The sequence below is a fragment of the Phreatobacter sp. genome (genome assembly GCF_027532945.1).
In the GTDB taxonomy this organism is placed as follows: domain Bacteria; phylum Pseudomonadota; class Alphaproteobacteria; order Rhizobiales; family Phreatobacteraceae; genus Phreatobacter.
This window is the reverse complement of record NZ_JAPZTZ010000021.1, coordinates 19,521-37,778: the sequence shown is the minus strand read 5'-3', so window position 1 is coordinate 37,778 and position 18,258 is coordinate 19,521. Positions and strand designations below refer to the sequence as shown.

Below are 18,258 nucleotides of genomic sequence, written 5' to 3'. Positions count from 1 at the left end.
CGACCCGCTGCAGGCGCGCGCTCCGGACACGATCGAAAGGACCTTTCATGTCGTTCTCCGCCAAGTCCGCGGTTCGTCTCGGGGCAGGCCTCGCGCTGCTCATGGCGCCTGCGGTGGCCTTCGCCCAGCAACCGCAGCCGCAGCAGCGCCCGGCGCAGCAGCAGCAGCGTCCCGCCCAGCCGCCCGCTGCCCAGGCGCCTGCCCAGCCCCCGGCCAATTCGGCTGAGAACCTCGCGGCCGTCCAGACCCCCTGGGTGAAGCTCTGCGATCAGGTGCCCGTCGACGAGCGCACCCCGCCGACCACCAAGAAGCTCTGCATGGTTGTTCAGGAGACCCGTGCCGAGAACGGCCAGATGCTGGCCTCGGTGCAGATCCGCGACCTGGAGGGCGAAAAGCCGCGCCTGATCATCGCCGTGCCGGTCGGCATGTCGCTGCAGCCGGGCATCCGCGTCGTGCTCGAGGGCGGCCAGGGCCAGCCCCAGCCGCAGGCGATGCGCTACGAGGTCTGCCTGCCCAATGCCTGCTTCGCCCAGATGGAGATGCAGCCGGAGTTCCTCACCCGCATGAAGCGCGCGAACCAGCTGAGCATCCAGGTGGTGAACATGAACAACCGGGCGATCTCGCTCGGCATGTCGCTGCAGGGTTTCCAGGCTTCCTATGATGGCGACCCGGTCGACCCGAAGGCCTACGAGGAGCAGCAGCGCCGCCTGGCCGCCGAGCTGCAGCGTCGCGGCGAGGAAGCCCAGCGCCGCCTGCAGGAGCAGCAGCAGCGGCAGCAGGGCGGTGCCCCGGGTGGCGCACCGGCCGGTGTCCCGATGCCCGGCGCTCCCGCCGGCATGGCGCCGCTGGCTCCGCCGCAGCGCTGATTAATCGTTCTCAGCCAAGACAAAGGCGCGGGCCGGTCCCGCGCCTTTTTGTTTTCAACCAGGCCATCCGCCGTTCCACGGAATTGTGCGGTGCAACCGGGTCCTGTAGCGCTGGCGGTTCAGGAGTGATCCCATGAAGCTGCCGCGCAACATCTACAAGCCGCTCGCCATTGGAGCTCCCGAGCCCTATCGCGACCTGCCGGTGCGGCTCGAGCGCATGATCCATTTCGTCCCGCCGCATCTGGAAAAGGTGCGGGCCAAAGTGCCGGACCTCGCCCGCACCGTCGACGTGGTGCTCGGCAATCTCGAGGACGCGATCCCGCTCGACGCCAAGGAGGCGGCGCGGGCCGGCTTCATCGAGATGGTGATGGCGACGGATTTCGGCACGACGGGCGTGTGGACGCGCGTCAACGCGCTGAACTCGCCGTGGATCCTCGATGATCTCACCGAGATCGTCGCGGCAATCGGCGACAAGCTCGATGTCATCATGCTGCCGAAGGTCGAGGGGCCCTGGGACATCCACTATCTCGACCAGCTGCTCGCCCAGCTTGAGGCGCGGCACCGGGTGGGCAAGCCCATCCTGATCCACGCGATCCTGGAGACGGCCGAGGGCGTGAAGAACGTCGATGCCATCGCGAGCGCCTCGCCGCGCATGCATGGCATGAGCCTCGGGCCGGCGGATCTTGCGGCCTCGCGCGCGATGAAGACGACGCGCGTCGGCGGCGGCCATCCCGAATACAAGGTGGTGGCCGACATGGGCGGGGAGGGGCCGCGCGCGGCCTACCAGCAAGACCTCTGGCACTACACGATCGCCAAGATGGTGGATGCCTGTGCCGCCAACGGCCTGAAGGCCTTCTACGGCCCCTTCGGCGACTTCTCCGACCCCATCGCCTGCGAGACCCAGTTCCGCAATGCGTTCCTCATGGGCTGTGCCGGCGCTTGGACGCTGCATCCGAGCCAGATCGACATCGCCAAGCGGGTTTTCTCGCCCGATCCGGACGAGGTGGCCTTCGCCGCCCGCATTCTCGCGGCCATGCCAGACGGGTCCGGCGCGGTGATGATCGATGGCAAGATGCAGGACGATGCGACCTGGAAACAGGCCAAGGTCATCGTCGATCTTGCCCGCATCGTCGCGGCCAAGGATCCCGACTACGCCGCGCGCTATGCGATCTGACCGGCACCCTGCGCCGTAAAGACTTCGTGACAGGACGTTGACAGGGCCTCCGCTTGCGGCTGTTGTCCCGCGCCCCAACCGCACGAAGGGATGCCCACCGGCGTGATCGACAAGCCCCGGCAAGCCAAGTTCAAGATCGGCCAGGTCGTCCGGCACCGGATCCATCCGTTCCGGGGTGTGATCTTCGACGTCGATCCGACCTTCTCGAACACGGACGAATGGTATGAATCCATTCCCGTGGAGATGCGGCCCGCCAAGGACCAGCCCTTCTACCACCTCTTCGCCGAGAACGAGGTGACGGAGTACATCGCCTATGTGTCGGAGCAGAACCTGTTGCCCGACACCAGCGGCGATCCGATCCGCCATCCGCAGGTCGACGAGGTCTTCGACAAGGATGGCGAGGGCAATTACCGCGTCCGGCGCAGCGGCCTGCACTGAGCCGCGCCACAAGCGGCGTTGACCTTCGCGGCCGCGGGCTTTAGCGGTCGCTCGTCCCGCCATCCGGCCCGTTCATGCTGCAAGTCCTCAATCTCGCCATGCCGTTCTTCGGCCTGATCGCGCTCGGTTTCGCCACCGCGCGCTACAAGGCCTGGAAAGGCACGCCGATTCCTGAGGCCGGGCTCGGCTGGATGAACTTCTTCCTGATCTACATCGCCCTGCCGGCGCTGTTCTTCCGCATCCTCGCCCAGACGCCACTGGAGAAACTGAACAACGTGCCCTTCGTGGTGGGCACGACATTCGCAACCTTCACGGTATTCGTGCTGGGCTTTGCCTATGTGGCCTGGCGCTCCGGCGGGCACACCGGACATGCGACGGTCGCCGGCGTCGCGGCCGCCTATGGCAATATCGGCTATATGGGGCCGGGCCTCGCCTTCTCGACCATCGGGGCCGATGCCGCGGCGCCGGTCGCGCTGATCTTCTGCTTCGACAACATTCTGTTGTTCTCGCTGGTGCCGATGCTGATGGCGCTCGGCGGCACGGAACGGCGGTCGGTCCTCGCGGTGATCGGCGAGGTCGTGGTGAAGATCATCACCCACCCCTTCATTCTGGCGACGGTCGCGGGCGTCATCGCCGCCTTTCTGGAGTTCAAGCCGCCGGAAATGCTCGACCGCTTTCTTGGCTTCCTGCAGAACGCCGCAGCGCCGGTGGCGCTGTTCACGCTCGGTGTGACGGTTGCCCTGCGGATGGAGAGTTTTCGCGCACTCGGCCGGGTGGCGGCGGCGATCTCGCCGGTCCTCGCTCTGAAACTGATCATCCACCCGGTGCTGGCCGTGGTGATCCTGTCATTCCTCGGCACTTTTGAGCCGTCCTGGGTCTATGCCGCGGCGCTGATGGCCTGCCTGCCGCCCGCCCTCAATGTCTTCATCATCGCCAGGCAGTACGACACCTCTGTCGAGCAGGCGTCGAACGCCGTGCTGCTCGGCACGCTCGTCTCGGTCGGCACGCTGACCAGCGTGCTCTACCTCGTGAAGAACGGTCTGTTGCCGATCAACCTCTTCGGCCCTTAGGCCGCGTCGCGGTCATCGGCCCGCATGAGGCGGGGCGAGCCTTGCGGTTGCAGGCCCTCGCGCATGAAGGCGCGCCGCAGCGGTCCGATGCGGTCGAGGGCCCAGAGACCGGCGCCGCGGGCGACATGGACCGGCATGAGCGAGGACAGGAGCGACCGGTTCAGCACGTCGATGGCGAGCGTCCGGACGACGATGTCGGCGCGTCGCGCCCGGTCATAGTCCGCCATGGCGCTGGCGCTGCCCATGGGTTCACCGCGCAGCCGGGCCGCGGCGAGGCATTCGGCGAGTGCTGCGCCATCGCGCAGGCCGAGGTTCAGACCCTGCGCGCCGATCGGTGGCACGACATGGGCGGCTTCGCCGATAAGGGCGGCATGCGGCACCCCGAAGCTCTTCGGCGTCATGCTGGAGAGGTCGTAGCGGCCGCGCCCGGGCTCCAGCGTCACCTTGCCGAGGATCGCCTGCGAGCGCCGCTCGATCTCGCGGGCGAAGGCGGCATCATCGAGGGCGAGCAGATGATCCGCCTCGCGCGGGGTGACGACGCAGACGAGGCTCGACCGGTCGCCCGGCAGGGGCACCAGCGTGAAGGGACCCGTCGGCGTGTGGAACTCGGTCGAGACGTCGTCATGGGGCCGCGAGTGGCGGAAGGTCGCGGTGACCGCCGTCTGCGGATAGCGCGCGGCAACCACCTCGATACCGGCGCTCTGGCGGACGAGCGACTGTCGGCCATCGGCGCCGGCGACCAACGGGGCCGAGAAGATGCGACCGGAGGCAGTGGTCACGGTGGCGGAACCGTCGACCGTCACCGCCGTGACGGGCTCGGCAATGATGGGAATGCCGCGCTCGCGTACGACGGCGAGAAGTGCGGCGGTGATGTCGTCATTGGCAATGTTGAAGCCGAAGGCCTCGAGCCCGATCTCGCCGGCACGGCCCTCGAAGATCGGCGCACGCAGCAGGCTGCCCGTGGCATCGACGAGCCGCATCACGCGCAACGGGGCGGCCTTGTCGGCGAGGTTCGGCCAAACGCCGAGACGCTTCAGGGCGAGGACCGAGCCGTCGAGCAGGGCCGAGGTGCGGTGGTCGCGCCGGCCATCCGGCACCGGCCCGACGACCAGCGGGCGGAAGCCCTCGTGGTGAAGGGCGAGCGCCGCAAAAAGCCCGGCGGGACCGGCACCGACGACGATCACGTCGGCTCTGGTGGTGTCGGCGTCGTGGCTCTCGGTCTCGGTCATCGGCTTTCGTTCCGTCGCGGGTCCGTCCTAGCATGGCACCCGGCGCCTTCGCATCCCGGGCGTCAGGGCTTGCCTGAGAAGGCGAGGCGCGCCTCGGCCGCCGCGGTGGCCATGTCGAGATTACGTGCGAGAGTGAGCCGCGGTTCTTTCAGGTCGAAATGGGCGAGTGCATTCGCCACGCTGTCACGGGCACCGGCGATCACGACATGGGTTCCCGCACGCTCCAGCTTGTGAACGAAGGTCTCCAGCGTGTAGGCGCCAGTCGTGTCGAGGAAGGGCACGTCCGTGACGTCGAGAATGAAGACGTCGGGAGGCTGGCCGATGCGGTCGAAGACAGACGCCACCGTGGCCGCCGCACCGAAGAAAAAGGCGCCGCTGAGCCGATAGGTGACGATGCGGCGATCTCGCCCCCGGCCAGCGTCGGCGGGTGTCGGCGCATCGCGGTCGGGGATGTCCTCGTCGAGCAGGCGCACCTTGCTCTCAACCGCCATCGCCTCGGCCATGCGGTGCATGAAGAGCAGCGATCCCAGCACGATGCCGACGCCGATGCCGGCGGTCAGGTCGACGAAGACCGTGAGCAGGAAGGCGGCCAGCAGCACCAGCGCGTCGCCGGGCGAGGCGCGCAGCAGCGATGCAAATTCCCGCTTCTCCGCCATGTTCCACGCGACGATGGCGAGGACCGCGGCGAGGACGGCGAGCGGCACATAGGCCATGAGGCCTCCCGCCACCGAGAGGAAGGCCAGCAGGAACAGGGAGTGGAGAATGCCGGCCACCGGTCCGCGCGCACCGGCGCGGACATTGGTGGCGGTCCGGGCGATCGTGCCGGTGACGGGAATGCCACCACACAGCGCCGAGGCCATGTTGGCGACCCCTTGGGCGACGAGCTCGCAATTCGAGCGATGGCGGCGGCCGGTCATGCCGTCGGCCACCACGGCGGAGAGCAGCGATTCGATGCCGCCGAGCATGGCAATGGCGACGGCCGGCACGATGAGTTCGCGGATGCGGGTGAGCGACAGGCCGGGCAGGCCCTGGTAGCCAATGCCGGAGGGCAGGGCGCCGAAGCGCGAACCGATCGTCTCGACCGGCAGGCTGAGGAGCAGGGCGGCGCCCGAGCCCGCCACCACGACGATGAGCATGCCGGGCAGGGTCGGCCGCCAGCGCTTCAGCGCCACGAGGGCGGCGATGGAAAACCCGGCAAGGGCCACGGCCGCCGGGTTGAGGCTTGGCAGGGCCTGCCAGAGAACGGGGAGCTTGTGGAGCATTTCCGCGGGCTCCGGGCCACCGAGCCGGAGGCCGAGAAGGTCGCGGATCTGGCTGACGCCGATGATGACGGCGATGCCGGCTGTGAAGCCGACCGTGACGGGATAGGGGATGTACTTGATGTAGGTGCCTAGCCTCAGGAAACCGACGGCGACCAGCATCATGCCGGCCATGAAGGTGGCAATCACCAGCCCATCATAGCCGTGGATGGCGATCGTCGAGGCGACGAGCGGAATAAAGGCACCGGCCGGGCCGCCGATCTGGAACCGCGAGCCGCCCAGCGCTGAGATGAGGAAGCCGCCGATGATGGCGGTGACGAGCCCCTTGTCCGGCGTTGCGCCCGAGGCGATGGCGATGGCCATGGAGAGTGGCAGGGCGACGATGGCGACGGTGAGGCCGGCGATGGCATCGGTGCGCAGATCCTTCGGCCCGTAGCCCTCCTTGAGAACCGTCACGAGTTTCGGCGTGAACAGGTCTGCAAAGGAGGCCTGAGGCTGCGTGAGGCTGGTCATGGCACGACTCGGCGGGGGCGGGTCGATGCTAGGGGCCGGGGCTGCGACACAGCGTCCGGAAAAATACGGTGCGCGCCTGCACATCAGGTATTTTTTTGCGGTGCAAAGCGGCGCTCTTCATGCTGAAAATAGCGGGACGAGAGGAGTTTCCATGCCCGGACACCTGTCCACCCATGTGCTCGACACGGCGGCCGGCCGGCCTGCCGCGGGCATCCGTTACCGGCTGTACGCCATCGACGGCGAGGCGCGTCGCCTGATGGCCGAGGGCGAGACCAATGCGGACGGGCGCGCGCCGGTGCCGCTGCTGACCCCCGCCACCATCCGTCCGGGCCCCTACAGCCTTGAATATGACGTTGCCGCCTATCACCGGGCGCAGGGCTTTGCCCTGACCGATCCGCCCTTCCTTGACGTGGTGACGCTGCGCTTCAACGTCTCGGCCCTCGACCAGCACTACCATATCCCGCTGCTGCTCTCGCCCTACGGCTACACGACCTATCGCGGCTCATGACGACGCGCCCGCTCCGCTTCCTCCACCGCGGCGCGGTGGTGGAGATCACCACCCTCCCGCCCATGACCACGGTCCTCGACTGGCTGAGGCTCGACAAGCGACTCACCGGCACCAAGGAGGGCTGCGGCGAAGGCGATTGCGGTGCCTGCACCGTGGCCCTTGGCCGGGTGAAGGACGGGCGGCTCGTCTATGAGCCCGCCAATGCCTGCATCCTGCTCGTCGGTCAGCTCGACGGCGCCGAGCTCGTGACGGTGGAGGATCTCGCCGTCGGCGGCCGTCTCCACCCGGTCCAGCAGGCATTGGTGGACCATCACGGCTCGCAATGCGGCTTCTGCACGCCGGGCTTCGTCATGAGCCTGTTCACGCTCCACCAGGAGGGGGGCGGAGCGGACCGCGAGGCCGTGCTGTCGCGCATTTCCGGCAATCTCTGCCGCTGCACGGGCTATCGACCGATCGTCGATGCGGCTCTGGCCGCCGCCGCGACGCCCGACGACCGATTCACGGCACGGGCTGCGGAGACCTTTTCGAAGCTGCAGGCACTGCAGGACGATGCGGATCTGCTTGTCAGCGACGGGGACGGTTTCTTCGCTGCGCCGGCCAGCCTCGACGCGCTCTGCGCGCTCATGGAGGCCCATCCCGACGCGACGCTGCTCGGCGGCGGCACGGATGTCGGCCTGTGGATCACCAAGCAGCTCAGGACGCTGCCGAAGATCGTCCATACCGGCCGCGTCGCCGAACTGCGGCGGATGACCGATGATGGCGCGATGCTGTCGATCGGCGCTGCGGTGACCTATGCCGAAGCGAACGAGGCGCTGTCGGCCTTCGACCCCGATGTCGCCCTGCTGCTGGAGCGTCTTGGCTCGGCCCAGGTGCGCGCCGCCGGCACGATCGGCGGAAACGTGGCGAACGGCTCGCCCATTGGCGACACACCGCCGCTCCTCATCGCGCTTGGCGCGACGGTCGAACTCCGAAAGGGCGCGGATGTCCGGCAGGTGCCGATCGAAAAGTTCTTCCTCGCCTATGGCCGGCAGGACCGGGCGCCGGGCGATGTTCTGACGCGGATCATCGTGCCGAAACCGGCCGCCGCGACAGATCTGCGCGTCTTCAAGATCGCCAAGCGGTTCGACCAGGACATTTCCTCCGTCATGATGGCGCTGGCGGTGACGCTGGAGGCTGGCCGCATCGCTCGCATGCGCATCGCCTTCGGCGGCATGGCGGGAATCCCCAAGCGGGCCACAACGGTGGAGGCGGCGCTGGCCGGCCTCGCCGTCACCGATGAGGAGGCGATCACGTCCGTGGTGGCGCGGCTGGCAGAGGACTTCACGCCGCTCGACGATCACCGCGCCTCGGCCGCCTACCGACTCACCGTCGCCGGCAACCTCATCCGCAAGGCGCTTGCCGAAATCGCCGCGGGTGAGCGGAGCTCGACCCGCATCCAGCCGTTGAGGGGAGGCGCCCATGCGGCCTGACCCCGAGACCGAGACCCTGCGCCATGTCCGCAAGCCGATCCGCCACGACGCGGCCGACCGGCACGTGCAGGGCAATGCGCCCTATATCGACGACATCCTGGAGCCCGATGGCACCGTCCATGTCGTCCCCGGCGGCGCTCCCGTGGCCCATGGCAGGATCACGCGGCTGGATCTGACGGCCGTTCGCTCCGCTCCGGGCGTCGTCGCGGTCCTGACCGCGGCCGATATCCCGGCCAAGAACGACGTCAGCCCGGTCGCCGGCGACGATCCGCTTTTTGCGGCGACCACGGTCGAATTCCATGGCCAGCCGGTCTTCGCGGTAGTGGCCGAGACGCGGGATGTAGCGCGGCGGGCGGCGCGGCTCGCAATCATCGAGACGGCCGAGGAGACACCGCTGGTGGATGTTGCCGACGCCCTCAAGGCCGATGCCGACATCATGCCCCCATACGCCTTCCGCCGCGGCGAGCCGGAGGCCTTGATCGCATCAGCGCACGTGCCAGTCGCCGGCAGCCTCCGCATCGGCGGCCAGGAGCATTTCTACCTCGAGGGGCAAGCAGCTCTCGCCGTGCCCGGCGAGGACGGCACGTTCACCGTCCATTCGTCGACCCAGCATCCGAGCGAGGTGCAGCATGTCGTCGCCCGCGTCCTCGGCCTGGCCGACGCGGCGGTCGAGGTGGTGGTCCGGCGCATGGGTGGCGGCTTCGGTGGCAAGGAGAGCCAGGCGAGCCACTGGGCCGCCATGGCCGCGCTCGCGGCCCAGGTGACCGGCCGGCCGGCGAAGGTGCGGCTCGATCGCGACGACGATTTCGCCATGACCGGCAAGCGCCACGACTTCCTCGTCACCTACCGCGCCGCCCATGATGGCGAGGGGCGGATCGAGGCGGTGGACGTCGCCTTTGCCGGCCGCTGTGGCTACAGCCACGACCTGTCCTCGTCCATCAACGACCGGACGATGTTCCATGCCGACAATGCCTATTTCTATCCGCAGGTGCACATTGCCTCGCGACGGCTGAAGACCCACACGGTCTCCAACACAGCGTTCCGCGGCTTCGGCGGGCCGCAGGGCATGGTCTTCGCCGAACGGCTGATGGACGAGATCGCCTGGGCGACCGGCCGCGACCCGCTCGATATCCGCTACGCCAATCTCTACGGCACGAGCGACCGGAACATCACGCCCTACGGCATGACCGTCGAGGACAATGTCGCGGAGGCGCTGATGCGCCAGCTCGAGACGTCGAGCGATTATCGCGCGCGCCGGCAGGCCCTTGCCGCCTTAAACGCCGGTTCGCGCATCCTGAAGAAGGGCCTGTCCCTCACCCCGGTGAAGTTCGGCATCTCCTTCACCACCACCTTCCTTAACCAGGCCGGCGCACTGGTCCATGTTTATCAGGACGGCTCCGTGCACCTGAACCACGGCGGGACGGAGATGGGGCAGGGGCTTTTCGTCAAGGTGGCGCAGATCGTCGCTGACGAATTCGGTATCGACCTCGACCGCGTCCGCATCACCGCCACCCATACCGGCAAGGTGCCGAACACCTCGCCGACGGCGGCCTCTTCGGGCACCGACATGAACGGCATGGCGGCGAAGAAGGCGGCGCAGGAGATCCGCGAGCGGCTTGCCGAGTTCATCGCCCGCGACTGGCAGGTGCCCGTGGCAAGCATCGTCTTCCGCGATGACCGGGTCTGGTCAGGCGACAGGAGCCTGTCCTTCCCGGAGGTGGTGAAAAAGGCCTATCTGGCCCGCACTCATCTCTCCGCCGCCGGCTTCTATGCGACGCCTAAGATCACCTGGGACCGGCCCAAGGCCACCGGCCGGCCGTTCTTCTATTTCGCCTATGGTGCCTCATGCTCGGAGGTGACGATCGACACGCTCACCGGCGAGTTCACCCTCGACCGGGTCGATATCCTTCATGATGCAGGCCGGTCGCTGAACCCGGCCATCGATATCGGCCAGATCGAAGGCGGCTTCGTCCAGGGCATGGGCTGGCTCACCATGGAAGAACTGGTCTTCGACGCGAAGGGCCGGCTGCGCACCCACGCGCCCTCGACCTACAAGATCCCCACCGCGCGCGATGTGCCGGCGGATTTCCGCGTCGCCTTCTTCGACAATCCCAACCGGGAGGAGACGGTCCACCGCTCCAAGGCCATCGGCGAACCGCCGCTGATGCTTGCCAATTCGGCGTTCTGCGCCATTGCAGATGCCGTCCACGCTCTGGCGCCGGGTCGCGCCGTGGCGCTCGATGCGCCGGCGACGCCCGAGGCGATCCTCAAGGCCTGCATGGCGCAGGTGAGGGGGCGCTGACCATGGACGTCTGGCCGCGCATCGAGAGCCTGGTGGCGGAGGAGGGCGCCTGCGTCCTCGTCACCGTGCTGTCGACGCGCGGATCGGTGCCGCGCGAGGCGGGGGCGCGGATGCTCGTCCGGCCCGATGGGCGCTTCCACGGAACGATCGGCGGCGGCACGCTGGAATGGCAGGCGCTGGCCGAGGCGCAGCGCATGCTGGCGCGGCGGGAGCGGATGGCGGCGACCCGCGACGAGGCGCTCGGCCCCAATCTCGGCCAGTGCTGCGGCGGCCAAGTGACGCTCGGTTTCGAGCTCTACACAGCGGCCAACGCGGCGGATGTCGCGCCTCTCGCTGCTGCCGAGCGGCGGGGACCTTTTCGAACGGCCACGGTGATCGGTGAGGCCCGTTTCGCCCGGACGATCCTCCCCGACGGACAGGACGCGCCACGCGGTGGTCTCACCGAGACTTTCGGCGATCGGCTGCCGGTGATCGGCCTGTTTGGCGCCGGCCATGTCGGGAAGGCGCTGGTCCTGGCACTGGCTCCGCTGCCGCTCAGCGTCGTCTGGCACGACGAGCGGCCCGGCGCGTTTCCGGCGGTGATCGCCGGCGTGGTGACCTGCCTGTCAGGCCCCTCGGAGGAGGCGCTCGGCGCCCTTCCCGACGGGGCGCAGGTCCTCGTCATGACCCACAGCCACGCGCTCGATCTGGCGCTGGTCGCGGCGGCGCTGCGGTCGGAACGGTTCCCCCATGTCGGGCTCATCGGTTCGGCGACGAAGCGCGCCCGTTTCATGAGCCGCTTGGCGGATATGGGGCTGGCCGCCGAGGCGCAGCGCTCGCTGCGGTGCCCGATCGGCATCGCCGGCCTTGCCGGCAAGGAGCCTGCGGTGATAGCGGCCTCCGTTGCTGCGGAATGCTTGATCTTGGCGCAAGCCCGCTCCATCAACAGCAAGACCGCCGCCCGGCGGACCAGCGCCTAGGACCGCCACCGGAGACCCATGGATCTCGCCCTCGCCACTGACTGGTTCAACCTGCTCTCGCGCTGGTTCCACATCACCGCCGGGATCACCTGGATCGGCACCAGCTTCTACTTCATGTCGCTGGACTACAGCCTGAAGCAGAAAGCGCCGGGTGCGGCGGGCGCCGATGGCGTCGCCTGGGAGGTCCATGGCGGCGGCTTCTACCACGTGCAGAAATATCTCGTGGCGCCCGACAACCTGCCGCCGGATCTGCTCTGGCACCGCTGGGCCGCCTATCTGACCTGGGTCTCCGGCTTCGTGCTGCTCGTGGCCCAGTACTATCTCAACGCCCGCGGCTTCCTTATCGACCCGGCGGTCGCCGATATCTCGCCCGCCCAGGCCATCGGCCTGTCCCTCGCCTCCATTGTCATCGGCTGGCTGCTCTACGACACGCTCTGCAAGTCGCCGCTGGCGAACCATCCGCCGGTACTGGCGCTGATCGTCTTCGTGATGGTGGTGGGGGCCGCCTGGGCGTTCTCGCAGGTTTTCTCTGGCCGCGGCGCCTTCATCCATGTCGGTGTCTTCGTCGGCACGATCATGGCGGCCAACGTCTTCCTGGTGATCATCCCGAACCAGCGGATCGTCGTCGCCGACCTCATCGCGGGCCGCAAGCCCGATCCGAAATACGGCAAGATCGGCAAGACCCGCTCGACCCATAACAACTACCTGACCCTGCCGGTCCTCTTGATGATGGTCTCGAACCATTATCCGATGCTCTACGCCCATCCTCATTCCTGGCTGGTCGTCGCCTTCATCCTCGTCACCGGAGCACTGGTGCAGCACACGCTGAACCGTCACGAGGCGCATGATCCCCGGCAGAGCTATGGCTGGGCCGTGCCGGTGGCGGCGGTGTCGCTGCTGCTCGCCATTTTCGTGACCTCGCAGCGGCCCCAGCTCGACCTCGCGGCGGCCGGCCGGGTGACGGAGACGCAGGCGCTGCAGATCGTCTCGACCCACTGTGTCGCCTGTCATGCGCGCCGTCCGACGCATGAGAGCTTCAAGGAGCCGCCGAAGAACGTGGTGCTGGAGACGGCCGCCGACCTAAAGCGCTTCGCCGCCGGGGTGGTGCAGCAGTCCGTGCAGTCGAAGGCCATGCCGCTCGGCAACAGCACCAACATGACCGACCAGGACCGCGCCGCTCTCGGCGCCTATCTCGCAGCCCTTCGATGACATCCCTCGACATTGACCGTCTCGGCCGACGTGCCGAGGCCATGCTGGACGAACTCGCCGCCATCTCCGAGGAGCCGGATCGCCTCACGCGGCGCTTCCTGACGCCCGAGCACAAGCGCGCCGCCCATCTGGTCGCGCAGTGGATGGCCGAAGCCGGCATGGCGACCGCCGAGGATGCGCTCGGCACGGTGCGCGGCCATTACGCCATGGCGGGAGAGGAGGCGGGCGCGAATGCCGTGCCGCGGCTGCTTATCGGCTCGCATATCGACACGGTGATCAATGCCGGCAAGTATGACGGCATGCTTGGCGTCGTCTGCGGGATCCTCGCTGTGGAGCACTTCCGCGACCTCGGTCGGCAAATGCCCTTCGCCATTGACGTGCTGGCATTCGGCGACGAGGAGGGCGTGCGCTTTCCCACTGTCCTCTCCTCCTCGGCCGCGGTTGCCGGCCAGTTCGAGCCCTCTTGGCTCGAGGGCAAGGATCGCGACGGCGTCAGCCTGCGCGATGCCATGCAGGCCTATGGCCTCGACACGGCCGGGATTCCGGCTGCAGCGATCAGCCGCGACGAGGCGCTCGCCTATGTCGAGGTGCATATCGAACAGGGACCGGTGCTCGAACATGCCGATGTGCCGCTGGGGGTCGTGACCTCCATCGCCGGTCAGTTCCGCACCCGCGTCACCATCACCGGAATGGCGGGCCATGCCGGCACTGTGCCGATGGGGCTGCGGCAGGACGCCCTGCTCGCCGCGTCGGAGATGATGCTGGCGGCCGAGGCCATCGCGAAGGCCCACCCCGAGGCCTCCATGGTCGCGACCGTCGGCCAGATCGCGGTGAAGCCGGGCGCGATCAACGTCATCCCCGACCGTGTCGAGTTCGTCCTCGACCTGCGCGCCGCCGCCGATGCGCCGCGCCACAAGGCGCTCGACCAGTTCCTGCGCAAGGCCGAGGCGCTTGCCGGCGCGCGGGGCTGTGCCGTCGCCTTCGAGACATATCACGACTGCCCGACGGCGGCCTGCGCGCCCTGGCTACAGGACCAGCTCGCAGCCGGTGCGGCGAGCCTTGGTTTCAGCCCACCGCGCCTCGTCTCGGGCGCCGGCCATGACGGGCAGGCCATGGTGGGAATGACCGACTTCGCCATGCTTTTCGTGCGGTGCGAGCGCGGGATCAGCCACAATCCACTGGAATCCGCGACCGTGCCTGACATGGGCGCAGCCGTCGCGACACTCATCCGCTTCATCGAGGGGTTCCGGCCACCGGCGCGCCCCTGACCCGCCTGACGCTGCGTCAGCGTGACGCGTTTCCATCCGACATCGCCGTCGATATCGCCCTCGACCGAAATACCGCCTGAGAAGGGCGGCAAGGGCGGCGGGGCATATGGCGGCGGTTTCAGCCTGGCGGGGCGCGCGGGCGCGTGTCGATTATGCCGTCGCGACCCTTCTTGGACGTCCGCGCGCCTGTGTCCTCGACCGGCTGTTCGCGGCATACCCGGACTTCTACCACATGCGGGACTATGGCGATGAGCGCATGGATGCCATCGCCGAAGTCATCCGCCGCGAGGTCGGAGACTGCGCCAGCCTCGGCGACGTCAGCGTCTATGAAGGCTATGCACTGGGCCGCGTGGCGGACCGCCTCGGCGTGGCCAACCTCTCGGGATGCGACCTGTCCGAGGTCGCGCTCGACAGGGCGCGGGGCGCGCTGTCGGGATCGTTCGCGGCCTTCGACCTGACGCGCCTGTACGACGATCCCGCCATTGGCCTACCGATTCCCAGGCCAGACGTGCTGCTCGTCTGCGAGTGCCTCTACTATGTCGGCCCCCTCGCCAACCACGCGTGGAGCCAGTCCTGGATCTTTCGCTCGCGCAAGCTCGGCTTCATCGCCGCCCTGCGCCGCCACGCCCGCAAGGCGGTCATCTTCCAGCATTTCGGCTCCCGGCAGAAGGACGCCATTGGCGAGCTCGTGGTCGCCGCCGGCGGCCGGAAGGTCGAGGATCGCTGGGGGATCTGGCTGCTGCCCGCCACGGCCTGAGACGCGCCATCCTCTTGCTATCCGGGCCCGGGCTTGCCTAATGAGGGGCATGGCGACACTCATCGACACGCTGAAGCGCGACAACCGCCCGCGGCATCCGGAAAAGGCGCATCGGCCCGACCAGCCGATCCAGCGCAAACCGGAATGGATCCGCGTCAAGGCGCCGGGCTCGCCGAAATGGGCCGAGACCCACAAGATCGTGAAGGAAAACGGGCTCGTCACGGTCTGCGAGGAGGCAGGCTGCCCGAATATCGGTGAGTGCTGGGAGAAGAAGCACGCCACCTTCATGATCATGGGCGACACCTGCACGCGGGCCTGCTCCTTCTGCAACGTCAAAACCGGCATGCCCGGCGCGCTCGACCCGAACGAGCCCGAACACACCGCGATCGCCGTGGAGAAGCTCGGCCTCGAGCATGTGGTCATCACCTCGGTCGACCGTGACGACCTTGCCGATGGCGGCGCGCAGCATTTCGCCGACGTCATCAATGCCATCCGCCGCCGCTCGCCGAAGACGACGATCGAGGTGCTGACCCCTGATTTCCTGCGCAAGGAGGGCGCCCTCGAGATCGTCGTCGCCGCGCGCCCCGACGTGTTCAACCACAATCTCGAGACCGTGCCGTCGAAGTACCTGAAGGTCCGGCCCGGTGCGCGCTACTTCCACTCCATCCGGCTTTTGCAGCGGGTGAAGGAGCTCGATCCCACCATCTTCACCAAATCCGGCATCATGGTCGGCCTCGGCGAGGAGCGGAACGAGGTCCTGCAGCTGATGGACGACCTGCGCTCGGCCGAGGTCGACTTCATGACGATCGGCCAGTACCTCCAGCCGACCCGCAAGCACCACGAGGTCGTGCGCTTTGTCACGCCCGACGAGTTCAAGGGTTATGAGACGATCGCCATGGCCAAGGGCTTCCTGCTGGTCTCGTCGAGCCCACTGTCGCGTTCCTCACACCATGCTGGCGATGACTTCGCCAAGCTGAAGGCGGCGCGCCTCGCCCGCCTCGGCCACTGAGGGCGGGACCGGAGCTAACCGATGCCCGTGTTCAAGACGGAGCGGCGGGTCGGCCACCGGCCCGAGGCCATGTTCGACCTCGTGGCCGACATCGATAAATACCCGCAATTCGTGCCGCTCTGCGAGGCGCTGAAGGTGCGCCGCCGCGTCAATGCGGGGGATGACGGCGTGTCTATCCTCGTCGCCGATATGACGGTCGCCTATGCGCTTCTCCGGGAGACCTTCACCAGCCGCGTGACGCTGGATCGGCCACGGCTGCATATCATCGCCGAATATATCGACGGGCCGTTCTCCCGCCTCGAGAACCACTGGCGCTTCACGCCGGACGGGGAGGGGACGCGTGTCGCCTTCTCCATCGACTACGAGTTCCGGTCGCGCGCCCTCGCCCTGGTCATGGGCGCGGTGTTCGACGCCGCCTTCCGCCGCTTCGCCGAGGCCTTCGAAACGCGGGCGGATCAGATCTACGGTCGTCCCGGCGCCGCGCCGGCGGCCTGAGGCTCGGCGAGCTCCAGCAGCAGTCCGAGCGCGACCATGACACTGGCGCGGCGCACCTCGGCGCGACCGATGGCGCCGAAGCGGTGCTCCCTGAGGATCAGGCGATCGTCGCTACAGGCCCCGAACTGGACGAGGCCGACGGGCTTGCCCGGGGTCGCCCCGCCGGGACCTGCAATGCCGGTGATCGAGACCGAGACCTGCGCTCTCGACCGCGCGAGCGCGCCGCGTGCCATGGCCTCCGCCGTCTCGGGCGAGACGGCGCCATGGGCCGCGAGGATGTCCGCGGATACGCCCAGCATCTCCTGCTTCGCCTCGTTGGTGTAGGTGACGAAGCCGCGGTCGACGACGTCCGAGGAGCCGGCAATGGCGGTCAGCGCTGCGGCGACGAGGCCGCCGGTGCAGCTTTCGGCCGTTGCCACCATCAGCTTTCGCGCGCGGCAGGCGACAAGAACCTCGGTTGCGAGCGCGTCGATCTCCGGATCGGTCATGGGCCGTCTCCGGGCAGTCGGACGGTGGCGAGCGCGAGGGCGGCGAGGCCTTCGCGGCGGCCGGTGAAGCCCATCTTCTCGCTGGTTGTCGCCTTGATGGCGATGCGGTCGGGGGTGACCCCGAGGATCTGCGCCATGCGAGCGCGGATCGCCTCGCGGTGCGGTCCGATCTTCGGCGCCTCGCAGACGACGGTCACGTCGAGCATGGCGAGGCGGCCACCCCGGGTGGCGAGCAGCGCTGCGGCATGGGCGAGGAAGCGATCGGACGAAGCGCCCTTCCATTGGGGATCACTCGGAGGAAAATGCGTGCCGATGTCGCCATCGGCGAGGGCCCCGAGGATCGCGTCGGTCGCGGCATGCAGGACCACGTCGCCGTCGGAATGGGCGAGGACGCCGCGGTCATGGGCGATGCGGATGCCGCCGAGCCAGACATGGTCTCCCTCGGCGAAGGCATGAACGTCGTAACCCTGGCCAACACGAACGTCGTTCAGCATGGCTCCTCCCGCGAGCCGGCGCTCGGCCTCGGCGAAATCCTGGGGATGGGTGATCTTGGTATTGTCGGCCTCGCCGGGAAAGACCACGACCGCATGGCCGGCCCATTCCATCACCGATGCGTCGTCCGTGAGGCCCGCGACGCCCTGCTCTGCGGCGGCACGATGGGCGGCGAGGAGCGGCGCAAAGGCGAAGGCCTGCGGCGTCTGGACAGCGCGGAGCCCGGCCCTTTCCGGCGTCCCGACGACACGTTCCCCAGCATCGACGGCCTTGATCGTATCGACGACGGCGAGCCCAGGCACGGCACCGGAAGCCCCGTCCCGAATGCGGGCGATGGCAGCCTTGATGAGATCGGCGCTGGCGAAGGGGCGGGCCGCGTCATGGACCAGCACGATGTCCGGCGGGTTGGCGGCGAGCGATTCGAGCCCGGCGAGGACGGAGGCCTGGCGCGTTGCACCTCCGGCGACGGGTGGCAGGACCTTGGAGCCGTGGGGAAGCGCCGCATTGAGGAGGGCACTATCGGCGGGGTCGATGACCACGAGCACGCGGCCGACATCGGTGGATGAGATGAGGGCATCCGCCGCCCAGGCCAGGACTGGCCGGCCGGCGAGGGGGCGATACTGCTTCGGGGGCCCGTCACCGGCGCGGGTACCGCGCCCGGCAGCAACGATCAGGGCGGCGACAAGGGGAGAGGCAAGGCTCATCAGGGGCGGGATCCCGGTGCGGTCCGGCAACAGCACATTCCCTAGCGCG

Annotated in this window: 17 protein-coding genes; 13 read left to right on the top strand and 4 right to left on the bottom strand. The window is 68.3% G+C overall.

The genetic code is table 11. The features are described from left to right. Nucleotides 1-47: 47 nt before the first annotated feature. From O9344_RS15640 to O9344_RS15625, 4 genes are all read left to right on the top strand, one after another. A complete protein-coding gene (locus tag O9344_RS15640) occupies nt 48-866 on the top strand; it encodes an invasion associated locus B family protein (RefSeq protein WP_298479263.1) in 819 nt (272 codons plus the stop codon). 133 nt (nt 867-999) lie between these two features. Further along, nucleotides 1,000-2,040: a CoA ester lyase gene (locus tag O9344_RS15635; protein ID WP_298479260.1), complete on the top strand. Its 1,041-nt coding sequence runs from the start codon at nt 1,000-1,002 to the stop codon at nt 2,038-2,040. A gap of 102 nt (nt 2,041-2,142) precedes the next feature. Continuing rightward, the gene (hspQ, locus tag O9344_RS15630) at nt 2,143-2,478 is read left to right on the top strand and encodes a heat shock protein HspQ (RefSeq protein WP_298479256.1); all 336 of its coding nucleotides are present in this window, start codon (nt 2,143-2,145) and stop codon (nt 2,476-2,478) included. Between the two features lie 74 nt (nt 2,479-2,552). Beyond that, entirely contained in the window at nt 2,553-3,548 is a 996-nt protein-coding gene (locus tag O9344_RS15625) for an AEC family transporter (RefSeq protein ID WP_298479253.1), read from the top strand. On the opposite strand, the gene O9344_RS15620 is transcribed toward O9344_RS15625, so the two are convergent. Together O9344_RS15620 and O9344_RS15615 are read right to left on the bottom strand one after the other, a co-directional pair. Next, nucleotides 3,545-4,777: a UbiH/UbiF family hydroxylase gene (locus tag O9344_RS15620; RefSeq protein ID WP_298479250.1), complete on the bottom strand. Its 1,233-nt coding sequence runs from the start codon at nt 4,775-4,777 to the stop codon at nt 3,545-3,547. The two genes, O9344_RS15625 and O9344_RS15620, sit on opposite strands and share 4 nt — an antisense overlap. Before the next feature lie 62 nt (nt 4,778-4,839). After that, complete coding sequence (locus O9344_RS15615) at nt 4,840-6,549, bottom strand: SulP family inorganic anion transporter (RefSeq protein WP_298479247.1); 1,710 nt, start codon at nt 6,547-6,549, stop codon at nt 4,840-4,842. Between the two features lie 151 nt (nt 6,550-6,700). On the opposite strand from O9344_RS15615, the gene uraH reads away from it, so the two are divergent. The 9 genes from uraH (at nt 6,701) to O9344_RS15570 (ending at nt 16,525) form a co-directional block, all read left to right on the top strand. Then, a complete protein-coding gene (gene uraH, locus O9344_RS15610; protein WP_298479244.1) occupies nt 6,701-7,057 on the top strand; it encodes a hydroxyisourate hydrolase in 357 nt (118 codons plus the stop codon). Then, nucleotides 7,054-8,526 carry a xanthine dehydrogenase small subunit gene (xdhA, locus tag O9344_RS15605; RefSeq protein ID WP_298479241.1) on the top strand — a complete coding sequence of 491 codons (1,473 nt, stop codon included), beginning with the start codon at nt 7,054-7,056 and terminating at the stop codon, nt 8,524-8,526. Before uraH ends, xdhA begins: the two co-directional genes overlap by 4 nt. Next, entirely contained in the window at nt 8,516-10,828 is a 2,313-nt protein-coding gene (gene xdhB, locus O9344_RS15600; RefSeq protein ID WP_298479238.1) for a xanthine dehydrogenase molybdopterin binding subunit, read from the top strand. The genes xdhA and xdhB overlap by 11 nt, the downstream gene beginning before the upstream one ends. A 2-nt stretch (nt 10,829-10,830) precedes the next feature. Next, nucleotides 10,831-11,787, top strand: coding sequence for a xanthine dehydrogenase accessory protein XdhC (gene xdhC, locus O9344_RS15595; protein ID WP_298479236.1), 957 nt, complete (start codon nt 10,831-10,833; stop codon nt 11,785-11,787). Nucleotides 11,788-11,805: 18 nt separating this feature from the next. Next, complete coding sequence (locus O9344_RS15590) at nt 11,806-12,996, top strand: urate hydroxylase PuuD (RefSeq protein WP_298479233.1); 1,191 nt, start codon at nt 11,806-11,808, stop codon at nt 12,994-12,996. After that, nucleotides 12,993-14,264, top strand: coding sequence for an allantoate amidohydrolase (locus O9344_RS15585; RefSeq protein ID WP_298479230.1), 1,272 nt, complete (start codon nt 12,993-12,995; stop codon nt 14,262-14,264). The genes O9344_RS15590 and O9344_RS15585 overlap by 4 nt, the downstream gene beginning before the upstream one ends. Before the next feature lie 106 nt (nt 14,265-14,370). Continuing rightward, nucleotides 14,371-15,021 (top strand): hypothetical protein, encoded by a 651-nt coding sequence (locus O9344_RS15580; RefSeq protein WP_298479227.1) that lies wholly within the window; start codon nt 14,371-14,373, stop codon nt 15,019-15,021. A gap of 49 nt (nt 15,022-15,070) precedes the next feature. After that, nucleotides 15,071-16,030 (top strand): lipoyl synthase, encoded by a 960-nt coding sequence (gene lipA, locus O9344_RS15575; protein ID WP_298479223.1) that lies wholly within the window; start codon nt 15,071-15,073, stop codon nt 16,028-16,030. Nucleotides 16,031-16,051: 21 nt separating this feature from the next. Continuing rightward, on the top strand, nt 16,052-16,525 hold the full coding sequence (locus tag O9344_RS15570; RefSeq protein WP_298479220.1) for a type II toxin-antitoxin system RatA family toxin: 474 nt from the start codon (nt 16,052-16,054) through the stop codon (nt 16,523-16,525). On the opposite strand, the gene O9344_RS15565 is transcribed toward O9344_RS15570, so the two are convergent. Together O9344_RS15565 and O9344_RS15560 are read right to left on the bottom strand one after the other, a co-directional pair. Next, nucleotides 16,492-17,013, bottom strand: coding sequence for a CinA family protein (locus O9344_RS15565; RefSeq protein WP_298479217.1), 522 nt, complete (start codon nt 17,011-17,013; stop codon nt 16,492-16,494). The genes O9344_RS15570 and O9344_RS15565 overlap by 34 nt on opposite strands. Continuing rightward, nucleotides 17,010-18,209 carry a bifunctional 2-C-methyl-D-erythritol 4-phosphate cytidylyltransferase/2-C-methyl-D-erythritol 2,4-cyclodiphosphate synthase gene (locus O9344_RS15560; protein WP_298479214.1) on the bottom strand — a complete coding sequence of 400 codons (1,200 nt, stop codon included), beginning with the start codon at nt 18,207-18,209 and terminating at the stop codon, nt 17,010-17,012. The genes O9344_RS15565 and O9344_RS15560 overlap by 4 nt, the downstream gene beginning before the upstream one ends. Nucleotides 18,210-18,258: the final 49 nt, after the last annotated feature.

Coding starts and splice junctions, on each gene's coding strand:
- O9344_RS15640 (WP_298479263.1), top strand. CDS start 48: ATGTCGTTCTCCGCCAAGTCCGCGGTTCGTCTCGGGGCAGGCCTCGCG.
- O9344_RS15635 (WP_298479260.1), top strand. CDS start 1,000: ATGAAGCTGCCGCGCAACATCTACAAGCCGCTCGCCATTGGAGCTCCC.
- O9344_RS15625 (WP_298479253.1), top strand. CDS start 2,553: ATGCTGCAAGTCCTCAATCTCGCCATGCCGTTCTTCGGCCTGATCGCG.
- O9344_RS15620 (WP_298479250.1), bottom strand. CDS start 4,777: ATGACCGAGACCGAGAGCCACGACGCCGACACCACCAGAGCCGACGTG.
- O9344_RS15615 (WP_298479247.1), bottom strand. CDS start 6,549: ATGACCAGCCTCACGCAGCCTCAGGCCTCCTTTGCAGACCTGTTCACG.
- uraH (WP_298479244.1), top strand. CDS start 6,701: ATGCCCGGACACCTGTCCACCCATGTGCTCGACACGGCGGCCGGCCGG.
- xdhA (WP_298479241.1), top strand. CDS start 7,054: ATGACGACGCGCCCGCTCCGCTTCCTCCACCGCGGCGCGGTGGTGGAG.
- xdhB (WP_298479238.1), top strand. CDS start 8,516: ATGCGGCCTGACCCCGAGACCGAGACCCTGCGCCATGTCCGCAAGCCG.
- xdhC (WP_298479236.1), top strand. CDS start 10,831: ATGGACGTCTGGCCGCGCATCGAGAGCCTGGTGGCGGAGGAGGGCGCC.
- O9344_RS15590 (WP_298479233.1), top strand. CDS start 11,806: ATGGATCTCGCCCTCGCCACTGACTGGTTCAACCTGCTCTCGCGCTGG.
- O9344_RS15585 (WP_298479230.1), top strand. CDS start 12,993: ATGACATCCCTCGACATTGACCGTCTCGGCCGACGTGCCGAGGCCATG.
- O9344_RS15580 (WP_298479227.1), top strand. CDS start 14,371: ATGGCGGCGGTTTCAGCCTGGCGGGGCGCGCGGGCGCGTGTCGATTAT.
- lipA (WP_298479223.1), top strand. CDS start 15,071: ATGGCGACACTCATCGACACGCTGAAGCGCGACAACCGCCCGCGGCAT.
- O9344_RS15570 (WP_298479220.1), top strand. CDS start 16,052: ATGCCCGTGTTCAAGACGGAGCGGCGGGTCGGCCACCGGCCCGAGGCC.
- O9344_RS15565 (WP_298479217.1), bottom strand. CDS start 17,013: ATGACCGATCCGGAGATCGACGCGCTCGCAACCGAGGTTCTTGTCGCC.
- O9344_RS15560 (WP_298479214.1), bottom strand. CDS start 18,209: ATGAGCCTTGCCTCTCCCCTTGTCGCCGCCCTGATCGTTGCTGCCGGG.